Raw genomic sequence first — 19,149 nt, forward strand, 5'->3', positions numbered from 1 at the left:
GACAAGCCTGACTAAAAAAACTATGTCCTTGCCCAAGCACCACCTTGAATTGCTCAGCCCTGCCCGCGATGTCGCCATCGCACGCGAGGCCATCCTGCATGGCGCCGACGCCATCTACATCGGCGGCCCAAGCTTTGGCGCCCGTCACAACGCGTGCAACGAGGTGAGCGATATCGCCTCACTGGTGGAATTCGCCCGCCGTTACCACGCCCGCGTCTTCACCACGATCAACACCATCTTGCATGACAACGAACTGGAACCCGCGCGCAAGCTGATCCATCAGCTCTACGACGCCGGCGTCGACGCGTTGATCGTGCAAGACCTGGGCGTGATGGAGCTGGATATTCCGCCCATCGAGCTGCACGCCAGCACCCAGACCGACATCCGTACCCTGGGCCGCGCCAAGTTTCTCGACCAGGCCGGTTTCTCGCAGTTGGTCCTCGCCCGCGAGCTGAACCTGCAGGAAATCCGCGCCATCGCTGATGAAACCGATGCCGCCATCGAGTTCTTCATCCACGGCGCCCTGTGCGTGGCGTTCTCCGGGCAGTGCAACATCTCCCACGCGCAGAACGGCCGCAGCGCCAACCGTGGCGACTGCTCCCAGGCCTGCCGCCTGCCGTACACCTTGAAAGACGACCAGGGCCGCGTCGTGGCCTTTGAAAAGCACCTGCTGTCGATGAAAGACAACAACCAGAGCGCCAACATCCGCGCGCTGGTCGAAGCGGGTGTGCGTTCGTTCAAGATCGAAGGCCGCTACAAGGACATGGGCTATGTGAAAAACATCACTGCCTATTACCGCCAGCGCCTCGATGAAGTGCTCGAAGACCGCCCGGACCTGGCCCGTGCGTCCAGCGGCCGTACTGCGCATTTCTTCCTGCCCGACCCGGAAAAAACCTTCCACCGGGGCAGCACCGACTATTTCGTCACCGACCGCAAGATCGACATCGGCGCCTTCGATACCCCGACCTTCACCGGCCTGCCGGTGGGTGTGGTGGAAAAAACCGGCAAGCGCGACTTGCAGGTGGTGACCCATGAGCCGCTGTCCAACGGCGACGGTCTCAATGTACTGGTCAAGCGTGAGGTCGTGGGTTTCCGCGCCAACATTGCCGAGCCCAAGGGCGAGTTCGAGGAAGATGGCGAGAAGCGTTACCGCTACCGCGTCGAGCCGAATGAAATGCCGGCCGGTTTGTATCAATTGCGCCCCAACCACCCGCTGAACCGCAACCTGGACCACAACTGGCAACAGGCGCTGCTCAAGACTTCGTCCGAACGCCGTATCGGTCTGACCTGGGCTGCACGCCTGCGTGAAGCGCAGTTGGAAGTCACCGCGACCAGCGAAGAAGGCATCAGCGCCAGCGTCACCCTGCCCGGCCCGTTCGGCGTGGCCAACAAGCCGGAACAGGCCCTGGACACCCTGCGCGACCTGCTCGGCCAACTGGGCACCACCGAATACCACGCCACCGACATCCAGCTGGATGCGCCGCAAGCGTTCTTCATCCCCAACTCGCAGCTCAAGGCCCTGCGCCGCGAAGTGATTGAAGCGCTGACCGCCGCCCGCGTTGCCGCGCACCCGCGTGGTGGGCGCAAAGCCGAAACCACCCCGCCGCCGGTGTACCCGGACGCGCATCTGTCGTTCCTGGCCAACGTCTACAACCAGAAAGCCCGCGACTTCTATCACCGTCACGGGGTGAAGTTGATCGACGCCGCCTTCGAAGCCCACGAAGAAACCGGCGAAGTGCCGGTGATGATCACCAAGCACTGCCTGCGTTTCTCGTTCAACCTGTGCCCGAAACAGGCCAAGGGCGTGACGGGCGTGAAGACCAAGGTCGCGCCCATGCAATTGATCCACGGCGACGAAGTGCTGACCCTCAAGTTCGACTGCAAACCCTGCGAGATGCACGTGGTGGGCAAGATCAAGGGGCATATCCTCGGTCTGCCGCAACCGGGCAGCGCAGTGGAGCATTTCAACCCGGAAAACATTATTTTCCAGGGTACGCACTAACCCTCTGGGAGCGGGGCCACCACCAGCCCCGCTGCAACCCCGCCGCCGCCAGCAGAATCGCCGCCACTCCCAGCCATTGCAGCCAACCCAGGCGATGCCCGAAGGCGATCCAGTCGACGAAGATCGCCGCAATCGGGTAGATGAACGACAGTGCGCCGGTCAACGCGGTCGGCAGTTTCTGGATCGCACCGTACAGCAATACATACATCACACCTGTGTGCACCACGCCCAGCGTCGCCAACGCCGCCCAGGCGGTGGGCGCTACCGGCAGGTTGCTCCACGTCACCAGTGGCGCCAGCAACAATGCGCCGGTGGCGACCTGGATCAACGCCATCAAATGCGCTGGCACTTGCTTCAAGCGCTTGATGATCAAGGCGGCAATCGCATACAAAAACGCCGCGCCAGAGGCCAACGCAACCCCAGCCAGATAGTCCCCGCCACCGGCTTGCTGCTCGCCATGGGCAGTGACAATCGCCAACATCCCAAGGAACGCTACGCTGAGCCACGCGAGCTTCTGCACAGTAATCTTTTCCCCCAGAAACAGCGCCGCCAACAGCACCAACATGAACGGCTGCACGTTGTACACCGCTGTACTGATGGCGATGGACGCACGTGAATAGGATTCGAACAACAGCAACCAATTGCCAACGATCGCCACGCCGCTGAGCATCGCCAGCCCGAGCCTGGCCCACGTCAGCAGCGACAGGCGCAGGTAGCCGAGCACGGCACAGACCAGCAACAGTGTCAGCGCACCGATGACACAGCGCCAGAACACCACTTCGATCACCGACACGCCCGACACCAGTACAAACCAACCAATGGTGCCCGAGATGAGCATGGCGGCGACCATTTCCCACGAACCGCGACGGATGGATGTGTCCATGTTTGCTGCTCCTCAAATGAGGCTCAATTATGGCAATCTGCTGGGTAACGGCTCCAGCGCCTAAAAAAGGCCAAAGCCCTGGATCACCTTTACTAATTAGGCAAAAACCATGATCGACACCATCGACCAGCAACTGATCGCCGCCTTGATGGACGACTCACGCCTGTCCCTCAAGGCGCTGGCGGGCATCACCGGGCTGTCGTCGCCCAGCGTTGGCGAGCGCTTGCGGCGCTTGGAAGAACGCGGTGTTCTGACCCACTACACGGTGGACATTGACGCCAAACACTTCGGCTACCTGCTGCAAGCCATCGTGCGCATCCGTCCTCTGCCCGGCAAATTGCAGGAAGTCGAACGCCAGATTCAGGCGATTCCCGAGTTCACCGAGTGCGACAAGGTCACGGGCGACGACTGCTTCATCGCACGCCTGCATGTGCGCACCATGGAACAGCTGGACAGCCTGCTCGACCGGCTCAACGTGTATGCCGAGACCAACACCGCCATCGTCAAGAAAACCCCGGTCAAACGCCGCTTGCCGCCGCTTGATAGGTAACGCTGCTTTCCCCGCGCTTGAAATGTACTGCGCTCGCCTGTAGTGAGCGGGCTTGCCCCGCGCCGGGTGGCGAAGCCGCCCCAAATTCAGACACCTCGGTCTTCCTGACCCACCGCAGCGTACCGTTGGGGCGGCTTTGCCCCCGGCGCGGGGCAAGCCCGCTCACTACAGGCCGTGCAGTGTCTTGGCCGCCGCCAATAAACCTTTGAACTTGCGATAGCGCGCCTCCAGCAGCGGCTGTTGCCCGACATCCGGCTGGTAACGCGCCTTGACCGGCATCCCCGCCTGCAGCAACTCGGCGCCCTGCCCGATCGCCATGAGCCCCAGCTTCGCCGCCCCCACGCACGCGCTCAACTCACTGCCATGCAACGTGAAGATCTCCCGCTGCAGGATGTTGGCCAACAGCTGCGCCCAGTACTCACTGCGCGCCCCGCCGCCGACCAAGGCACACGCGCCGACGCGGGCCCCCGCCGATTGCACCGCGTGCAACGCATCGAGCAAACCAAAGCCCACCCCCTCCATCACCGCATACCCGAGCAGCGCCGGGGTGCAGTCGTGGCCCAGGTTCATGAATCCACCGCGCAGCAACGGGTCGTTATGCGGCGTGCGTTCTCCAGCCAGGTAAGGCAGAAACAGCGGCGCCGACAGTGGCACCGCCTGTGCGATCGGCAGTTGCGCCTGCACCTGCTCCAGCAGCGCCTGCTCATCCCGCGTGCCGGTCAGCCGCGTGACCCAGCGCAGGCAACTGGCACCCGCCAGCATCGCGCCCATGGTGTACCAGCGCCCGGGCAGCGCATGACAGAAGCTGTGCACGGCGCTGGCCGGATTGCCGGCGGCGTGATCGGTGATTGCCACAATCGCAGCGCTGGTGCCCAGAGTGATGAACCCGTCCCCCGCATTGATCGCGCCGATGCCTACGGCGGCCACCGGGTTGTCGCCTCCGCCACCGGCGATCACCACCCCGGCAGGCAAGCCCAGGCCGGTCGCGGTCAGCACGGCGCTGGCCGCGCCGCCTTCCACCAACCTCGGCAACCGCTGCAGCGCCAGGCCGCTGGCGCGAACCATCGGGCCGTACCATTCACGGTTCGCCACATCCAGCCACAGCGTACCGGCGGCATCCGACATCTCGCTGACGCGCTCGCCACTCAAGCGCAAACGCAGGTAATCCTTGGGCGACAACACACAGTCAATTGCCTGGAACACCTCAGGCTCGTGGCGTTGCAGCCACAGCAGCTTAGGCGCGGTCAACCCGGCCATCGGCAGGCTGCCGGTGACGTCTGCAAAGCCCGCGCCCAGCTCTTGAGCCTCAGCGATGGCACGGGAGTCGTCCCACAGGATCGCCGGATACAACACCTGGTCGTCCCGCCCCAACAGCACCGCACCATGCATCTGCCCGGACAAGCCGATACACGCCACCCGGGCAAAGGCCGGGTGCGCCCGCAGTTGCGCCAACGCCTGCACACACGCCTGCCACCAGTCCTGCGGCGCCTGCTCGGACCAGCCACTGTGGCGCCGCGACACACTCAATCGCACGCCGGCGTGGGCCAATACCGTGCCGTCAAGGTCCATCAGGATCGCCTTGAGTTCTGAAGTGCCGAGGTCTATGCCGAGGGAAACAGGACTGCTCATACGCGTGTCATTCCAATCAGATACAGCCACATGAATTGCGCAGTTGCAGGCTCGGCGCCAGGCGCACGCTGTGCGGCGTTGCCTCGGGTGTCGCCATGCGCTGCAGCAGCAGGTGCACCGCACGCGCGCCCAGCTCGTTGACCGGCTGGGCAATCAACGTCAGGCGCGGCACGAAAAAATCGGCCCAGTCAAAATCATCAAACCCCACCAAGGCCATCTGTCCTGGCACTTCAATCTGCGCGTCACGCAGGGCGTGCATCGCGCCAAGGGTCATCAGGTTGTTTCCGGCCATGATTGCCGTAGGCGGTGCATCCAGCCCGAGCAACTGCACCGTGGCCTGGCGTGCCGGCTCGGTGTTGGAGCCGCCGTTGACCAGCAACTGCGGATCAAACGCCAACCCCGCCGCCTGCAAAGCAGCCTTATAGCCGGCAACCCGCTCGTCCGTGGTGCTGAACCCCGTACGCCCGGCGATAAAACCGATGCGGCGGTGCCCGTGGCCAATCAAATGGGTGATCAGGGCCTGGGTGGCCTGGGTATTCTCCACCCCGACCTGATCGAATTGCGCGCTCATCATGCGGTCCACCAGTACTGCCGGGATCTGGTTGGTGCGCAGGTACTCCAGCGCCTTCGAGTCGTTCGACGGCGCAAGGATCACCCCGTCGACACGCCGGTGATGCAGCGCCGTGACCACCCGCAGCTCCTGCTCCGGGTCGTCGTGGGTGTCGACAAACAGCATCATGTAGCCGTGCTTGGCGCACTCGCTTTCAATGGCATGCACGGTTTCGCTGAAGTAGTGGTTGGACAGCGCCGAGATCGCCACGCCAATCGTGCTGGTGCTCGACCGCGCCAGCGCGCGCGCCAGGGTGTTGGGAATGTACCCCAACGCCTGGATCGCCTGCTGCACCGCCTGCACCGAGGCCGGGCTGACCTTGCGGGTGCCGTTCAACACGTGGGACACGGTTGACGTCGACACCCCTGCCCGGCTGGCCACGTCATCCATGGTCACCACGTTGCTGTTCCCCTTAATCGATCAATGTTTGCTCGACCAACCGCTGTACGTACCGACGTTGTCGCGGGTGATCAGTTTTGGCGTGAGCAGGGTAACCGCTTCGCCAGGGGCTTTGTCATTCAGAATGTCGTTGCCCGCATCCACCGCCGTCTGCGCCATGGCCCAGGGGTCCTGGCTGGCCGAGGCCTGGATCTGCGTGTCGGTCTTCAGCGCGTTCTCAATGTCCGGCGCACCGTCCACCGAGGTGATGACGATGCCGCTGCGCTTGAGTTGCTTGGCGGCCAGGTCGCTGCCGATGGCTTGCGGGTCGTTGATCGCGAACAAACCGTCGATTTTCGGGAAGCGTGTGAGGTAGCCCTGCATCACATTCAGGCCGCCTTCACGCGAGCCTTTGCCGTCCTGGTCGTCGGACAGCACCTTGATCTGCGGCGCACCGGCCAGCGCCGCCTTGCAGCCTTTGACGCGGTCGGTCACGGCCGTGACCTGCGGGCCGTTCTGGATGATCACATTGCCCTTGCCGCCCAGCTTGTCCACCAGGTACTGGCAGGCCAGCTTGCCGGCTTCGACATTGTCGGTCTGCACCGTGGCGTTGACCCCTTTGGCATCCACATCCACGGCGACCACGACAATCCCGGCGTCACGGGCTTTCTTGATCGCCGAGGCCATGGCCGACGGGTCGACGGCGTTGATCAGGATCAGGTCGACCTTGGACGAAATGAAGTTATCGATCTGCGAAAACTGCTTGCTCAAGTCATAGTCGGCTGACACCGAGGTGACCTTGACGTTGGGGTTCAGCGCCTTGGCCCGCGCCGTGGCGCCATCGGCCAGGGTCACGAAGTACGGGTTGCCGAGCGAGCCCATGCTGATGCCAAGGGCTTTCAACTCACGCGCCTCGACGGCTTGGGACATCAGGGCCGCCAGGGCAATAACGGGAAATACGCGTTTGAAGTTCATACGGGTCTCTCTTGTGATTGTTGTTGTACGAGTGAAATCAGGTGCGTGCACCGGATTGGCGATAACGATCCAGCGCCACCGCGCCAATGATCACGATGCCCTTGATGATGTATTGCCAGATGTCCGACACCCCCAGCAGCACCAGGCCGTTGGTGAGCACCGCAATGATCAGGGCCCCGATCAGCGTGCCGCCGATGGTGCCGACGCCGCCGGTAAAACTGGTGCCGCCGAGGATCACTGCGGCAATCGCATCCAGCTCATAGGATTGGCCCAGTTGCAGGCCGTTGGCCGCGAACAGCCGCGAAGCACTCATCACCGCCCCGAGCCCGGCCAATGCGCCGGACATGGCGTAGACGAACAGCAACACCTTCCACACCTTGATCCCCGACAGCCGCGCCGCTTCCGGATTGCCGCCCACCGAATAGATCTGCACGCCCATCACGGTGCGGCGCAGGATGAACCACGACAAGCCCACCACCGCCACGGCAATCACCACCAGCCACGGCACGCCGAGGATCGAGTCGTTGCCGATAAAGGCAAACGGCAGGTCCGGGTTGAACACGGTCTTGTCGTCCGCCAGCAAGCGCGCCAAACCGCGCATGGCAGTCAGCGCACCGAGGGTGACGATAAACGGCGGCAGGCGCATGAACGCGATCAAGCCGCCGTTGACCAAGCCCAGCAACAGACCAAAACCGATGCCCGCCGCGATCCCGAACATGCCGAACTGCGGCGACATCGACGCCTGCAACGCCACTACCGCCGACGCCGCCAGGATCGCGCCCACCGACAGGTCGATGCCCGCCGTGAGGATCACAAAGGTCATGCCCGCCGCCAGCACCACATTGACCGAGGCCTGCTGGGTGATGATCGACAGGTTCTGCATAGTCAGGAAGTTTTCGCTGGCCAGGGCAAAGCCCACCAGCAACAGCACCAGCACCGGCAACATGCCCACCGTGCGCATCAACTCACGTGCACGTTCTGCCTTGCCCATTGTTGTCGTCATCTGCAATTCAGCCATTGGCCACCACCTGATCGCCACCCGTGGCGAGGTCAATAATGCGTTCCTGGGAAATAACCTGACCGGATGCGCCGCCGACCTCGGCGACCAACTGGCCTTCGCGCATGATCAGCACACGGTCGCAAGTGCCGATGATCTCCGGCAGTTCGCTGGAGATAACCACGATGCCCACGCCGGCCTGCGCCAGTTGATTGATGATGCGGTAGATCTCGGATTTGGAGCCGATGTCCACGCCCCGCGTCGGCTCGTCGAGGATCAGCACATGCGGCTTGACCTCCAGCAACCGCGCCAGCAGCACTTTTTGCTGGTTGCCGCCGGACAACGCGCCGACATTGACCTTGCCCGACGCCACCCGGATCGACAGCGCCTTGATCGCTTCACTGGCACGCTGCGCACCGTGGCCGCGATCCAGCACGCCACCGGCGTGGGCGTCCGGCACGCAGGCGCAGACGTTGATGTTGTCGGCCACGCTCATGTCGAGGAACAGGCCCTGGGCCTTGCGGTCCTCGGTGAGGTACACCACGCCGGCGCGGATCGCGTCCGCCGGAGTGCGCAGTTGGGTGACGGTCTTGCCGACCACTTCAAGGGTGCCGTGGGTGCGTGGGTCGGCACCGAAGATCAGCCGCGCCAGCTCGGTGCGCCCTGCCCCCACCAACCCGGCGATGCCCAGCACTTCACCGGCATGCAGGTCGAAGCTGCAATTGCGCACGCGCTTGCCGTCGGCCATGTCGCGCACGCGCATCACCACGTCTCCGGGGTTATAGGCAGCGTGCTCCTTCTTGTAGAAGCCGGACAGGTCACGACCCACCATCATTTTCACCAGCACCTCGGCCGACAGCGCGTCGCGGGTCAGTTCGCCGATGTACTGGCCGTCACGCAGCACCGAGACCCGGTCCGACAGCTCATAGATCTCGGCCATGCGGTGGCTGATATAGATGATCGCCAGGCCCTGGCTGCGCAGTTGCTTGATCAACGCAAACAGGCGGTCGGTCTCGCGGGAGGACAGCGGCGTGGTCGGTTCGTCCATCACCAGGATCTTGGCGTGGGCATGCAGGGCGCGGGCGATTTCCACCAGTTGGCGCTCGGCAATCGACAGGCTGCTGACCCGCGTCGCCGCCGTGAACTCGGCGCCCAGGCGCTGCAGCACCTCGCGGCAACCGTCCTGCATGCCCTTGCGGTCGATGGTCCAGCCGCGCCGCAGTTCACGCCCCAGGTAGATGTTCTCGGCCACGCTGAGGTTGGGGCACAGGCTCAGTTCCTGATAGATCACGGCAATGCCGAGGGTTTTGGCGGTGGCAGGGTCGAAGCTGGCGACGGGTTGGCCGGCAATGCGGATTTCACCGCCGGGATCGGCCTGGTAGGCGCCGGAGAGGATTTTCATCAAGGTGGATTTGCCGGCGCCGTTCTCCCCCATCAAGGCGTGGATTTCGCCGGGGTAGACCTTCAGGCCGACATTCTTGAGCACACGCAAACCGTTGAAGGTTTTGCTGATGCCCTGCATCTCAAGCAAGGGTTCAAGGCTCATGGCTGAGCTCCTGGTTTTATTATTTTTGTGGTCGAGCGGGGCCGACTCTAAAACAGAAGCTTTTGCTTGCGCAAGCGCTTGCTTAGCTGTTTTTGTGCTTGAAGAAACGTTTCACCAACGACTTTTGTGCAAAAGTCCGGTTAGTACGCACGCACAGTCCATCGCGCGCAGTGGTAGCCACAGCGCCGCCATTGGCCTTGGGAAAGGAGGTTGGGTGCGACCAGCTTGCAGGGTGCGGGGCAGCCATGGCTGTTGGAGCGGTGCGCTAAGGCTCCTGCTCTTCGATGAGCGGCACCTGCGCATCATCCATCAGCGAACCGGGGTCTTCATTGCCGGGGTCGTTGAGTTCCTCTTGCGGTTCCTGCTCACGTTCATCCGACATGATCCACACCTCTATGAACCCGGGTTGTCCACCTGGATATAAAACGCATAGGCGCCCAGCAACAACCAGAACACCATAAACAGCCACGGCGCACGCATTGAGAATAGCAGCGACTTGCGGTAGCCCTTGTGGGACGACTCGGTCTCGCAGAACAGCGGTGAATCGTCGTACGCAAGGCCCATCACCGGTTCACTGCGCAACAGCTCGCTTTGCTTGTAGTGCCAGTGGTCAATGATTTCATACGCCGCGCGAATCCCCGGCCAGGCGTTCAGCGAGCTGAGAATGCCGAGCAAGACCAGGAACGCCGGCACCACCAGGGTGAACAGCTTGCCCCACTCGGGGTTGAGGTTGCCCATGCCGGAGACGAAGGCGATGACCAGGAAGGATTGCGCCGTGAGGTAGGCGTCTGTGCGGTTGGCCAGGATCGTGGTTTCGTACTGGATCTCACGGCGGTAGAAGTCCAGGCGATCCTTGGGCGAGCCGAAGATCTTGGCGTTGTGTTCGCTGTGGTCGGTCAGGGCCGTTTCCGGGGAATGCGGCGAGATGATTCTGGGCACGGCGGTGCTCCGTGGGAGGTCGAGTCCTGTTAGAAGAAGGGGCACCGGATGAAGTTCAAGTTTGTTCGCGCACCAAATCAGCGCAAAGCGCACCCTCCCCCTGTGCGAGCTGTCGCCGTTGTAGTGAGCGGGCTTGCCCCGCGCTGGGGGGCGAAGCCGCCCCAAACCCAGACACCGCGGTCTTCCTGAAATACCGCGGCGGTCTTGTTGGGGCGGCTGCGCCCCCCAGCGCGGGGCAAGCCCGCTCACTAGGGGTTGCGCGGGTTCGCAGTTTAGGGATTTAGAGGTTCCGGCACAGGCATTGCTTTAGTCATTGAACACCGCCCGCACACAGGAGCTTTCGTTACAACCCGACCCAGAGCCGACCCCATAAGAAAGTAAGGACCAGGCCCATTGGCACCTTCAGCCATGGGCTCATAAAAACATGCGTTTTTTTAAACGGCAGTGCCCCCCAAGCCCCACTCGGCACTGACAAGGTACTGGAATGGCTCGATCTTTCTTCGATGAAATGAATGACGCAAACGGCGCCTGCCGCGCGCACTATCAGGAATTCTCCCGCTGGTTGGCCAATACGCCACCGGAACTGCTGGCCCAGCGTCGCCGCGAAGCCGACTTGCTGTTCCACCGCGCCGGCATCACCTTCACCTTGTATGGCGACGAGCAAGACACCGAGCGCCTGATCCCCTTCGACATCATCCCGCGCAGCATCCCCGCCAGTGAGTGGCGCGTGATCGAACGTGGCTGCATCCAGCGCGTCACGGCACTGAACATGTTCCTCGCCGACATCTACCACGACCGGCGCATCATCAAGGCCGGGATCATTCCCGCCGACCAGGTGCTGGGCAACGAGGGTTACCAGCAGGCCATGGTCGGCCTCGACCTGCACCGCGACATCTACTCGCACATCTCCGGCGTCGACCTGGTGCGCGATGGCGACGGTACCTACTACGTGCTCGAAGACAACCTGCGTACCCCCAGCGGCGTGAGCTACATGCTCGAAGACCGCAAGATGATGATGCGCCTGTTCCCCGAGGTGTTCGCCAAGCAACGCATCGCGCCGGTGGACCACTACCCCAACCTGCTGCTCAAGACCCTCAAAAGCTCAAGCCGCCTGGACAACCCCAACGTCGTGGTACTCACCCCCGGCCGCTTCAACAGCGCGTTTTTCGAGCACGCCTTCCTTGCCCGGGAAATGGGCGTGGAACTGGTGGAGGGCGCCGACCTGTTCGTGCACGACCTCAAGGTGTTCATGCGCACCACCGACGGCCCCAAAGCCGTGGATGTGATCTACCGCCGCATCGACGACGCGTTCCTCGACCCCCAGGCCTTCAACCCCGAGTCGATGCTCGGCGTGCCCGGCCTGGTCGCCGCCTACTGCGCCGGCAACGTGGTGCTGGCCAACGCCATCGGCACCGGAGTGGCCGATGACAAGTCGATCTACCCCTACGTGCCGGAGATGATCCGCTTCTACCTCGACGAAGAGCCGGTGCTGCAAAACGTGCCGACCTTCCAATGCCGCAAACCCGACGAGTTGTCCCATGTGCTGGCGCACCTGCCGGAACTGGTGGTCAAGGAAACCCAGGGCTCCGGCGGCTACGGCATGCTGGTCGGCCCGGCCTCCAGCGCGGCCGAGATCGAGGACTTCCGTCAACGCATCAAGGCGCGCCCCCACGCCTACATCGCCCAACCCACACTGAGCCTGTCCACCTGCCCGACCTTTGTCGAAAACGGCATTGCGCCCAGGCACATCGATCTGCGCCCGTTCGTGCTGTCGGGTAAGGAAACCCGCCTGGTGCCCGGCGGCCTCACGCGTGTGGCACTGCGTGAAGGTTCGTTGATCGTCAACTCGTCGCAAGGCGGCGGAACCAAGGACACCTGGGTGGTGGAGGGCTGAGTATGTTGAGTAGAACCGCCGCAGATCTGTATTGGATGTCCCGTTACCTGGAGCGTGCCGAGAACCTGGCGCGCATGCTGGAAGTCAGTTACTCGTTGTCGTTGATGCCCCAGGCCGGACGCAGCGACGGTCTGGACGAACTGGCCATGTCGTTGCTCAGCAGCGGCACCCTGGAAAGCTACCTTGAGCGCCACAAGCAACTGGACGCCGAGCGCATGCTGCACTTCTTCGCCCTCGACGAAGAAAATCCCGCCAGCATCTACAACTGCCTGCGCGCCGCCCGGGGCAACGCCCATGCAGTGCGCGGGCGCATCACCGCCGACATGTGGGAAAACCTCAACGCGACCTGGCTGGAAATGCGCAGCATCGCCGCCGGCGGCCTGGCGCGCCACGGCATCAGCCACTTCTGTGATTGGGTCAAGCAGCGTTCGCACCTGTTCCGTGGCGCGACGTCGGGGACCATCATGCGCAACGATGCCTACCGGTTTATTCGCCTGGGCACCTTTGTCGAACGTGCCGACAACACCTTGCGCCTGCTGGATGCGCGCTACGAGATGTTTGGCGAAGAGTCGGAGGAAGTCAGCGACCTGTCCGCACGCGGCTACTACCAGTGGAGCGCCCTGCTCCGGGCGTTGTCGTCGTTCGAGGCGTACACCGAGCTGTACCCGAATGCGCTGAATGCGCGCTCGGTGTCGGAGCTGCTGCTGTTGCGCAGTGACGTGCCGAGGTCGCTGCATGCGTGTATCGAGGAGTTGAGTCATATCCTTGCGGACTTGCCTGGCAGTTATGGGCGTACGGCCCAGCGTCTGGCGGCGGAGTTCGAGGCGCGGCTGCGCTATACCGGGATTGATGAAATTCTTGAGGATGGCCTGCACAGCCGCCTGACGGACTTTATCGACACCGTGCGCGAACTGGCCCGGGCCATACACGCGTCTTACCTGGAAGTGGTCTAAACCACACTGAGGAACAACGACGTGGGAGCGGGCTATTGGGTTTTTACCAGCACCGGCTCAGCGCGGTACTGCTCGGGAAACAGCTTTTTCAACTGCGCCACCTTCGGCAGATCATTGATCACGATGTACGGGTAAGACGGGTTCTCGCTGAGAAAGTCCTGGTGATAGGCCTCCGCCGGGTAGAACGTCTTGCCCCTCTCGATTGTGGTCACGATGGGCTTATCAAACGCCTTCGCCGCATCCAGCTGCGTGATATACGCCTGGGCGACGTTCTGCTGCTCGGCATCCTGCGCAAAGATCGCCGAGCGGTACTGCGTGCCTGTATCCGGGCCCTGGCGGTTGAGTTCGGTGGGGTTGTGGGCCACCGAAAAATAGATCTGCAGCAGCTTGCCGTAGCTGATCTTGCTCGGGTCAAACGTGACGGAGACCGCCTCGGCATGGCCAGTGTTGCCTGCGCTGACAGACTCGTACTGCGCCGTGCCCGCCGCGCCGCCGTCATACCCGGAGACCGCGTTTTTTACACCCTGCACATGCTGGAAAACCCCTTGCACGCCCCAGAAGCAACCACCGGCGAAGACCGCCGTTTGCAGATCACCCGATGCCGGCAAGTCCAGGGCGGGCGGTGGGATGACGACAGCATCGTCAGAAGAACCGAAGGAGAACGCCTGGGCCTGGCTGATAAAGGCAGCCAAGGCCAATGCAGGTAGCCATCTGAGAACTTTCATAAAACTCACTCCAGAATACGGTCAACGGTGGGAGCCGGCTTGCTCGCTCCCCCATTGATTGGGTTATCAGTTCATCAATCAGTTAGCCGAAGGTGAAGGCGTAGGCCGCTACGTTCGGGTCCAGAAACTCAATGCTGAAGGTGCGGTCCTGCACCGCCCCCGGCTGGCGCACCAGTTGGTACAGGCGCTGCTCGGTCACCACGCCGCTGCCATCCGGGGCGACATCCGTGCCGTGGGCGTCACCTGGGGCCTTGCCGTCGATCGTGACCTTGAAGCGCACAGGCTTGCCATCTGCGCCGGGGGCCAGCACCAAATGCAAGTCACGGGCGTGGAAGCGGTAGACGATGCGCCCACCGGCCTGGTCCAGGGTGACTTGCTGGCCGCCTACGTTCCATTGGCCGTCCAGGGTCCAGTTGTTCAACGCCAGGGGGCCGGACTTGACGAAGTGCTCGGCACGCTGCGCGCCCAGGTAGGTTTCCGGCGACTGCACGGTGTTCAGGTCCGGCGCCTGTTGCACGCCCTTGGCATCCACGTCGATCAAGCCGCCCGCGACGTTTTTTGCCCCGGCTTCGCGCAACAACTGCTGGATCACCCGCTCCGATTCGGCGTAGTCGCCCTCGCCAAAGTGGTGGTAACGGATCTGGCCGTTGGCGTCGGCAAAGTAATGTGCCGGCCAGTACTGGTTGTTGAACGCACGCCAGATCTTGTAGTTGTTGTCGATCGCCACCGGGTAGTTGATCCCCAGGTCCTTCATCGCCTGGGTAACGTTGTTCACGTCGCGCTCAAAGGCGAACTCCGGAGCATGTACACCGATCACCACCAGGCCCTGCTCGCGGTACTTGTCGGCCCAGGCTTTGACGTAGGGCAAGGTGCGCAGGCAGTTGATGCAGGAGTAGGTCCAGAAATCCACCAGCACCACTTTGCCCTTGAGCGCCTCGGCGCTCAGTGGCGGGCTGTTGAGCCATTGCACGGCGCCGTCCAGGGAGGGTAGCGCGCCCTCTATCGGCAGCGTGTCGCTGTGGTTGGCCGCCATCATCATCGCCCCGCCCTGGGGTTTGGCGCTCAGGCGATCCACCAGGTGTTGCTCCAAGCCGCCGGTGGAGGCCGTCGACAACCGCGCCAACACGCCGGTATCCAGGCCCAGGGCAATGGCTGCCACCCCGACGAGCATCAACGCGCCAAGGCCGCGGCGCAGCCATTGACCGGCACCGAGGGATTTTTTCATCAAGCCAAACACCTTACCGCCGACCAGCAGCGCCAACGCCAGGGACGTGGCGGCACCGGCAGCGTAAGCCAGCAACAGCAAGGTAGTACCGATACTGGCGCCTTGCAGGGCGGCGCCGGTCAGCACCAGCCCGAGGATCGGCCCGGCGCACGGCGCCCAAAGCAGCCCGGTGGCCACGCCGATCAGGAACGACGCCCCCGGCCGTGGCCTGGCATCGGCCCCGGCCGCCTCGGATAAACGGCTGCCGGCGGCGACCAGCGGGCGCGTCAGGCGCTCCGACAGCCGTGGCAGCAACAGCGTGAGCCCAAACAGCGCCACGCAGAGCAACGCGAGCCAGCGCCCGTATTGATTGACTTGCACCACCCAACCGCCGCCCACCGCCGCCAGCGAGGCCACCAGGGCGAACGTCACCGCCATCCCCGCCAACAGCGGCAAGCCACTGCGCAAAAACGGCTGCCCGGTGCGAGCGAAGACAAAAGGCAGAACCGGCAGGATGCACGGGCTGACGATTGTCAGCACGCCGCCCAGATATGCGAGAACCAGAAGCCACATTGATTGCCCCTTAACAGAATGAACAAGTAGCCCCATCCTGCGCCCAGGCCGGTCGCGCAATCCTCACGCAGAGTTAAACAATTCGTGATAACTACACTGTGGCAAAAGCCGCACAATGCGCCGACTACAAGCCAAGGTTTCGCTTACATGGATCAGCCCAAACGTGTCCTGGTGGTTGAGGACGATGCCCATATCGCCGACTTGATCCTCCTGCACCTGCGCGATGAACAGTTCGAAGTGGTGCACAGTGCCGATGGCAACGAAGGCCTGCGCCTGCTGGAGCAAGGCGGCTGGGATGCGCTGATCCTCGACCTGATGCTGCCCGGCGTCGACGGCCTGGAGATCTGCCGCCGCGCCCGCGCCATGACGCGCTACACCCCGATCATCATCACCAGCGCGCGCTCCAGCGAGCTGCACCGCATCCTCGGCCTGGAGCTGGGTGCCGACGATTACCTGGCCAAGCCGTTCTCGCTGCCCGAGCTGGTTGCCCGGGTCAAGGCGCTGCTGCGCCGGGTCGACGCCATGGCGCGCAACCTGAAAATGGATGCCGGCAGCCTCGACCTTGGGCCACTGTTCATCAACCCGCTGAGTCGCGAGGCCACTTTGCACGGCCAGCCCCTGGAGCTCACGCCCCGGGAATTTGACCTGCTGTATTTCTTTGCCCGCCAGCCGGGCAAGGTGTTCTCGCGCATGGACCTGCTCAACGCCGTGTGGGGCTACAACCATGAAGGTTACGAGCACACGGTAAACACCCATATCAACCGCCTGCGCGCCAAGGTCGAGGCCGACCCGGCCAACCCGGCGCGCATCCTCACGGTGTGGGGCCGTGGCTACAAGTTCGCCGAGAACGGCCCATGAAACTGACCCTGACCCAGCGCCTGTCGGTGGTGTTTGCCGTGTTGCTGCTGATCTGCAGCAGCACCTCGGCGTGGTTGCAGGTGCGCTCCAACCGCATGCACGAGCTGGAAGTGGTGCAAGGCGTGTCCCGCGACCTGGCAGCGCATATCGCCCGTGACACGCAGTTGATGGATGCCGACGGCCTCAAGCCCGATGCGGTGCGCAACCTGTTCGGCCAACTGATGCTGGTGAACCCGAGTGTCGAGGTGTATTTGCTCGACATCGAGGGGCGCGTGGTCGGCAATGCGGCGCCGAGCGGGCACCTGCTGCGCGACCGGGTCGACCTCGCGCCGATCCGCCGTTTCCTCAGTGGCGCCATGTTGCCGATCCTCGGCGACGACCCGCGCAGCGTCGACGCGCGCAAGGTGTTCAGCGCCGCGCCGCTCAAGGCCAACGGCACGCAAACCGGCTTTCTGTATGTGGTACTTCTCGGCGAGGCCCACGATGTGTTCGATGCCAAGGACGCCACCGGCATGGCGCTGAAGATTGCGCTGTGGTGCATCGGCCTGGTCGCGCTGCTGTGTCTGTTGGCGGGCCTGCTGGCGTTTGCCTGGATCACCCGGCCATTGCGCCAGCTCACCGACAAGGTTGGCCGATTCGACATCAATGGTGCCCCCAAACCAGCGGAAAACATCGCGCCCACCTCTGACAGCGGCGATGAAATCGCCGTGCTCGACCACGCCTTCATGCAGATGGAAAACCGCCTCGGCGAACAGTGGCGCGCCCTCACCCGCCAGGAACAGGAACGCCGGGAGATGGTTGCGAACATCTCCCACGACCTGCGCACGCCCCTGGCTTCGTTGCACGGCTACCTGGAAACCCTGTCCCTCAAGGACGCGACCTTGAGCGCCGAGGAACGCCGGCGCTACCTCGGGATTGCCCTGGACCAGAGCCGCAAAGTCGGCGGCCTGGCCCAATCGCTGCTGGAACTGGTGCGCCTGGAACATGGTTTTGTCCAGCCGGTGCTCGAAGGCTTTTCGCTGCCGGACCTGGTGCAGGACGTCTTCCAGAAGTTCGAATTGAGCGCCGAAGCGCGCGGTATCAGCCTCAGCGCCAGCCTGCCGGCGCAGGTGCCGGCAGTCATGGCCGACCTCGGCTTGATCGAGCGCGTACTGACCAACCTGCTGGACAACGCCTTGCGGCACACCCCGGTCAATGGCGACGTCGAAGTGCTGTTGGCTGTCGAGGCCGACAGCGTCAGCGTGACCGTCAGCGACAGCGGCCCGGGCATCGATGCCGAGCTGCATGAAGGCTTGTTCCTGCGCGCCTTCACCATTGGCGGCGCACGGCGCGATGGCGGCCTGGGCTTGCGCATCGTGCACCGCATCCTGCAATTGCACGGGCGCAGCATTCGCCTGGTGGAGCGGCCCGGCCGCGGGGCGACGTTTACTTTTTCCCTAGAAAGGCGAGCATCAGTTCGTTGACCTGTTGGCCCTGCTCGTTCTGGATCCAGTGGCCGCAGTTGGGCAGCACGTGCTGCTCAAGGTCCGGCACACAATCGGGCATGCGCTTGAGGGTGTGCGCTTCAAACACGCCGACCGGGTCGCGGTCGCCGATCAGGAACAGTGTGGGCTGGAGCACCTGGCGGCCGGCGAGGCATTCGGTGCGCTGCCAGTTGCGCGTGAAGTTGCGATACCAGTTCAGCGGGCCGCGAAAGCCGTGTTCGGCGAAGGTTTGCACGTACACGTCAAGATCCTCGCGGGAACACCATGACGGCAAGGCGCCAGGCATACCGACGCCTTCAAGCAAGCGCGCAGTGGCCGGTTTGTGTTGCAGGAACACGTCCTGGTCCTGCATGAACAGGCGCAGCGTGCGTTCGATGTCGGCGTTCAGTTCCTGCTCGGCCACGCCGGGTTCCTGGAAATACAGGATGTAATTGAAACGCTCGGCATACAGCTCAGCCATGATGTCAATCACCGGCCGGCGCGCTCGCCCGGCGAACGGCACCGACAGCGTGATCAGCCGCGTGACGCGTTCGGGCTCCAGCAACGCCAGGTGCCAGGCCACCACCGCGCCCCAGTCGTGGCCGACCATCACCACCTCGGTGTGGCCGAAATGATCCATGGCCTGCTGGATGTCGGCGCACAGGGTCAGCAGGTCGTAGTCGGCCACCTCGGCGGGCGCGCCGGATTGGCCGTAGCCGCGCATCTCAGGCGCAAACACCCGATAACCCGCCGCCGCCAGCGCCGGGATCTGCGCGCGCCAGGAATGCCAGCATTCCGGGAAACCGTGCAGCAGCCAGATCGGCTGGCCGTGTTCGGGACCGCTGATGTGCACGCTTAACTCAATAGCGTTGACGCAGAGGATTTGCTGGCGCATGGGCAGGGCCTGGCTGAAGGTTTGGCCTAGCCTGGGGGATTGGCGGCGACAGTGCCAGCATCATTGACGACGGGA

The 19,149-nt window shown here is 63.4% G+C and carries 16 protein-coding genes; 6 read left to right on the forward strand and 10 right to left on the reverse strand.

Going from position 1 to position 19,149, the window contains the following annotated elements; all coding sequences use genetic code 11:
- Window positions 1–22: 22 nt before the first annotated feature.
- A complete protein-coding gene (locus tag IB241_RS20930) occupies window positions 23–2,002 on the forward strand; it encodes a peptidase U32 family protein (protein ID WP_192300107.1) in 1,980 nt (659 codons plus the stop codon).
- Here IB241_RS20930 and IB241_RS20935 read toward each other — a convergent pair.
- A complete protein-coding gene (locus IB241_RS20935; protein ID WP_192300108.1) occupies window positions 1,980–2,885 on the reverse strand; it encodes a DMT family transporter in 906 nt (301 codons plus the stop codon). The genes IB241_RS20930 and IB241_RS20935 overlap by 23 nt on opposite strands.
- Window positions 2,886–2,994: 109 nt before the next feature.
- Here IB241_RS20935 and IB241_RS20940 point away from each other — a divergent pair, with 109 nt between their 5' ends.
- Window positions 2,995–3,435, forward strand: coding sequence for an Lrp/AsnC family transcriptional regulator (locus IB241_RS20940; protein WP_192300109.1), 441 nt, complete (start codon window positions 2,995–2,997; stop codon window positions 3,433–3,435).
- Between the two features lie 165 nt (window positions 3,436–3,600).
- Here IB241_RS20940 and xylB read toward each other — a convergent pair whose 3' ends face one another.
- The 6 genes from xylB to IB241_RS20970 form a co-directional block, all read right to left on the reverse strand.
- Window positions 3,601–5,064, reverse strand: a complete 1,464-nt coding sequence (gene xylB / locus IB241_RS20945) for a xylulokinase (RefSeq protein WP_192300110.1) — start codon at window positions 5,062–5,064, stop codon at window positions 3,601–3,603.
- A 16-nt stretch (window positions 5,065–5,080) separates the two neighbouring features.
- Window positions 5,081–6,073 carry a LacI family DNA-binding transcriptional regulator gene (locus tag IB241_RS20950; RefSeq protein ID WP_192300111.1) on the reverse strand — a complete coding sequence of 331 codons (993 nt, stop codon included), beginning with the start codon at window positions 6,071–6,073 and terminating at the stop codon, window positions 5,081–5,083.
- Window positions 6,074–6,094: 21 nt separating this feature from the next.
- The gene (locus tag IB241_RS20955; RefSeq protein ID WP_192300112.1) at window positions 6,095–7,027 is read right to left on the reverse strand and encodes an ABC transporter substrate-binding protein; all 933 of its coding nucleotides are present in this window, start codon (window positions 7,025–7,027) and stop codon (window positions 6,095–6,097) included.
- Window positions 7,028–7,064: 37 nt separating this feature from the next.
- Window positions 7,065–8,045 (reverse strand): ABC transporter permease subunit, encoded by a 981-nt coding sequence (locus IB241_RS20960; protein WP_192300113.1) that lies wholly within the window; start codon window positions 8,043–8,045, stop codon window positions 7,065–7,067.
- Window positions 8,038–9,570 (reverse strand): sugar ABC transporter ATP-binding protein, encoded by a 1,533-nt coding sequence (locus IB241_RS20965; protein ID WP_192300114.1) that lies wholly within the window; start codon window positions 9,568–9,570, stop codon window positions 8,038–8,040. The genes IB241_RS20960 and IB241_RS20965 overlap by 8 nt, the downstream gene beginning before the upstream one ends.
- A gap of 393 nt (window positions 9,571–9,963) precedes the next feature.
- Window positions 9,964–10,509, reverse strand: coding sequence for a hypothetical protein (locus tag IB241_RS20970; protein ID WP_192300115.1), 546 nt, complete (start codon window positions 10,507–10,509; stop codon window positions 9,964–9,966).
- A 484-nt stretch (window positions 10,510–10,993) separates the two neighbouring features.
- Between IB241_RS20970 and IB241_RS20975 the strand changes: the two genes are divergently transcribed.
- Window positions 10,994–12,403 carry a circularly permuted type 2 ATP-grasp protein gene (locus IB241_RS20975; RefSeq protein WP_192300116.1) on the forward strand — a complete coding sequence of 470 codons (1,410 nt, stop codon included), beginning with the start codon at window positions 10,994–10,996 and terminating at the stop codon, window positions 12,401–12,403.
- Window positions 12,404–12,405: 2 nt separating this feature from the next.
- The gene (locus tag IB241_RS20980; protein ID WP_192300117.1) at window positions 12,406–13,356 is read left to right on the forward strand and encodes an alpha-E domain-containing protein; all 951 of its coding nucleotides are present in this window, start codon (window positions 12,406–12,408) and stop codon (window positions 13,354–13,356) included.
- Between the two features lie 32 nt (window positions 13,357–13,388).
- Here the strand turns inward: IB241_RS20980 and msrA are convergent, their stop codons facing one another.
- Window positions 13,389–14,081 carry a peptide-methionine (S)-S-oxide reductase MsrA gene (msrA, locus tag IB241_RS20985; RefSeq protein ID WP_192300118.1) on the reverse strand — a complete coding sequence of 231 codons (693 nt, stop codon included), beginning with the start codon at window positions 14,079–14,081 and terminating at the stop codon, window positions 13,389–13,391.
- A gap of 82 nt (window positions 14,082–14,163) precedes the next feature.
- Window positions 14,164–15,858: a cytochrome c biogenesis protein DipZ gene (locus IB241_RS20990; RefSeq protein ID WP_192300119.1), complete on the reverse strand. Its 1,695-nt coding sequence runs from the start codon at window positions 15,856–15,858 to the stop codon at window positions 14,164–14,166.
- Window positions 15,859–16,005: 147 nt separating this feature from the next.
- On the opposite strand from IB241_RS20990, the gene IB241_RS20995 reads away from it, so the two are divergent.
- Together IB241_RS20995 and IB241_RS21000 are read left to right on the forward strand one after the other, a co-directional pair.
- On the forward strand, window positions 16,006–16,716 hold the full coding sequence (locus IB241_RS20995) for a response regulator transcription factor (protein WP_192300120.1): 711 nt from the start codon (window positions 16,006–16,008) through the stop codon (window positions 16,714–16,716).
- The gene (locus tag IB241_RS21000) at window positions 16,713–18,179 is read left to right on the forward strand and encodes a sensor histidine kinase (protein WP_192300121.1); all 1,467 of its coding nucleotides are present in this window, start codon (window positions 16,713–16,715) and stop codon (window positions 18,177–18,179) included. The genes IB241_RS20995 and IB241_RS21000 overlap by 4 nt, the downstream gene beginning before the upstream one ends.
- On the opposite strand, the gene IB241_RS21005 is transcribed toward IB241_RS21000, so the two are convergent.
- On the reverse strand, window positions 18,142–19,074 hold the full coding sequence (locus IB241_RS21005) for an alpha/beta fold hydrolase (RefSeq protein ID WP_192300122.1): 933 nt from the start codon (window positions 19,072–19,074) through the stop codon (window positions 18,142–18,144). The genes IB241_RS21000 and IB241_RS21005 overlap by 38 nt on opposite strands.
- Window positions 19,075–19,149 lie beyond the last annotated feature (75 nt).

This window comes from Pseudomonas sp. PDM05, assembly GCF_014851685.1.
In the GTDB taxonomy this organism is placed as follows: Bacteria; Pseudomonadota; Gammaproteobacteria; order Pseudomonadales; family Pseudomonadaceae; genus Aquipseudomonas.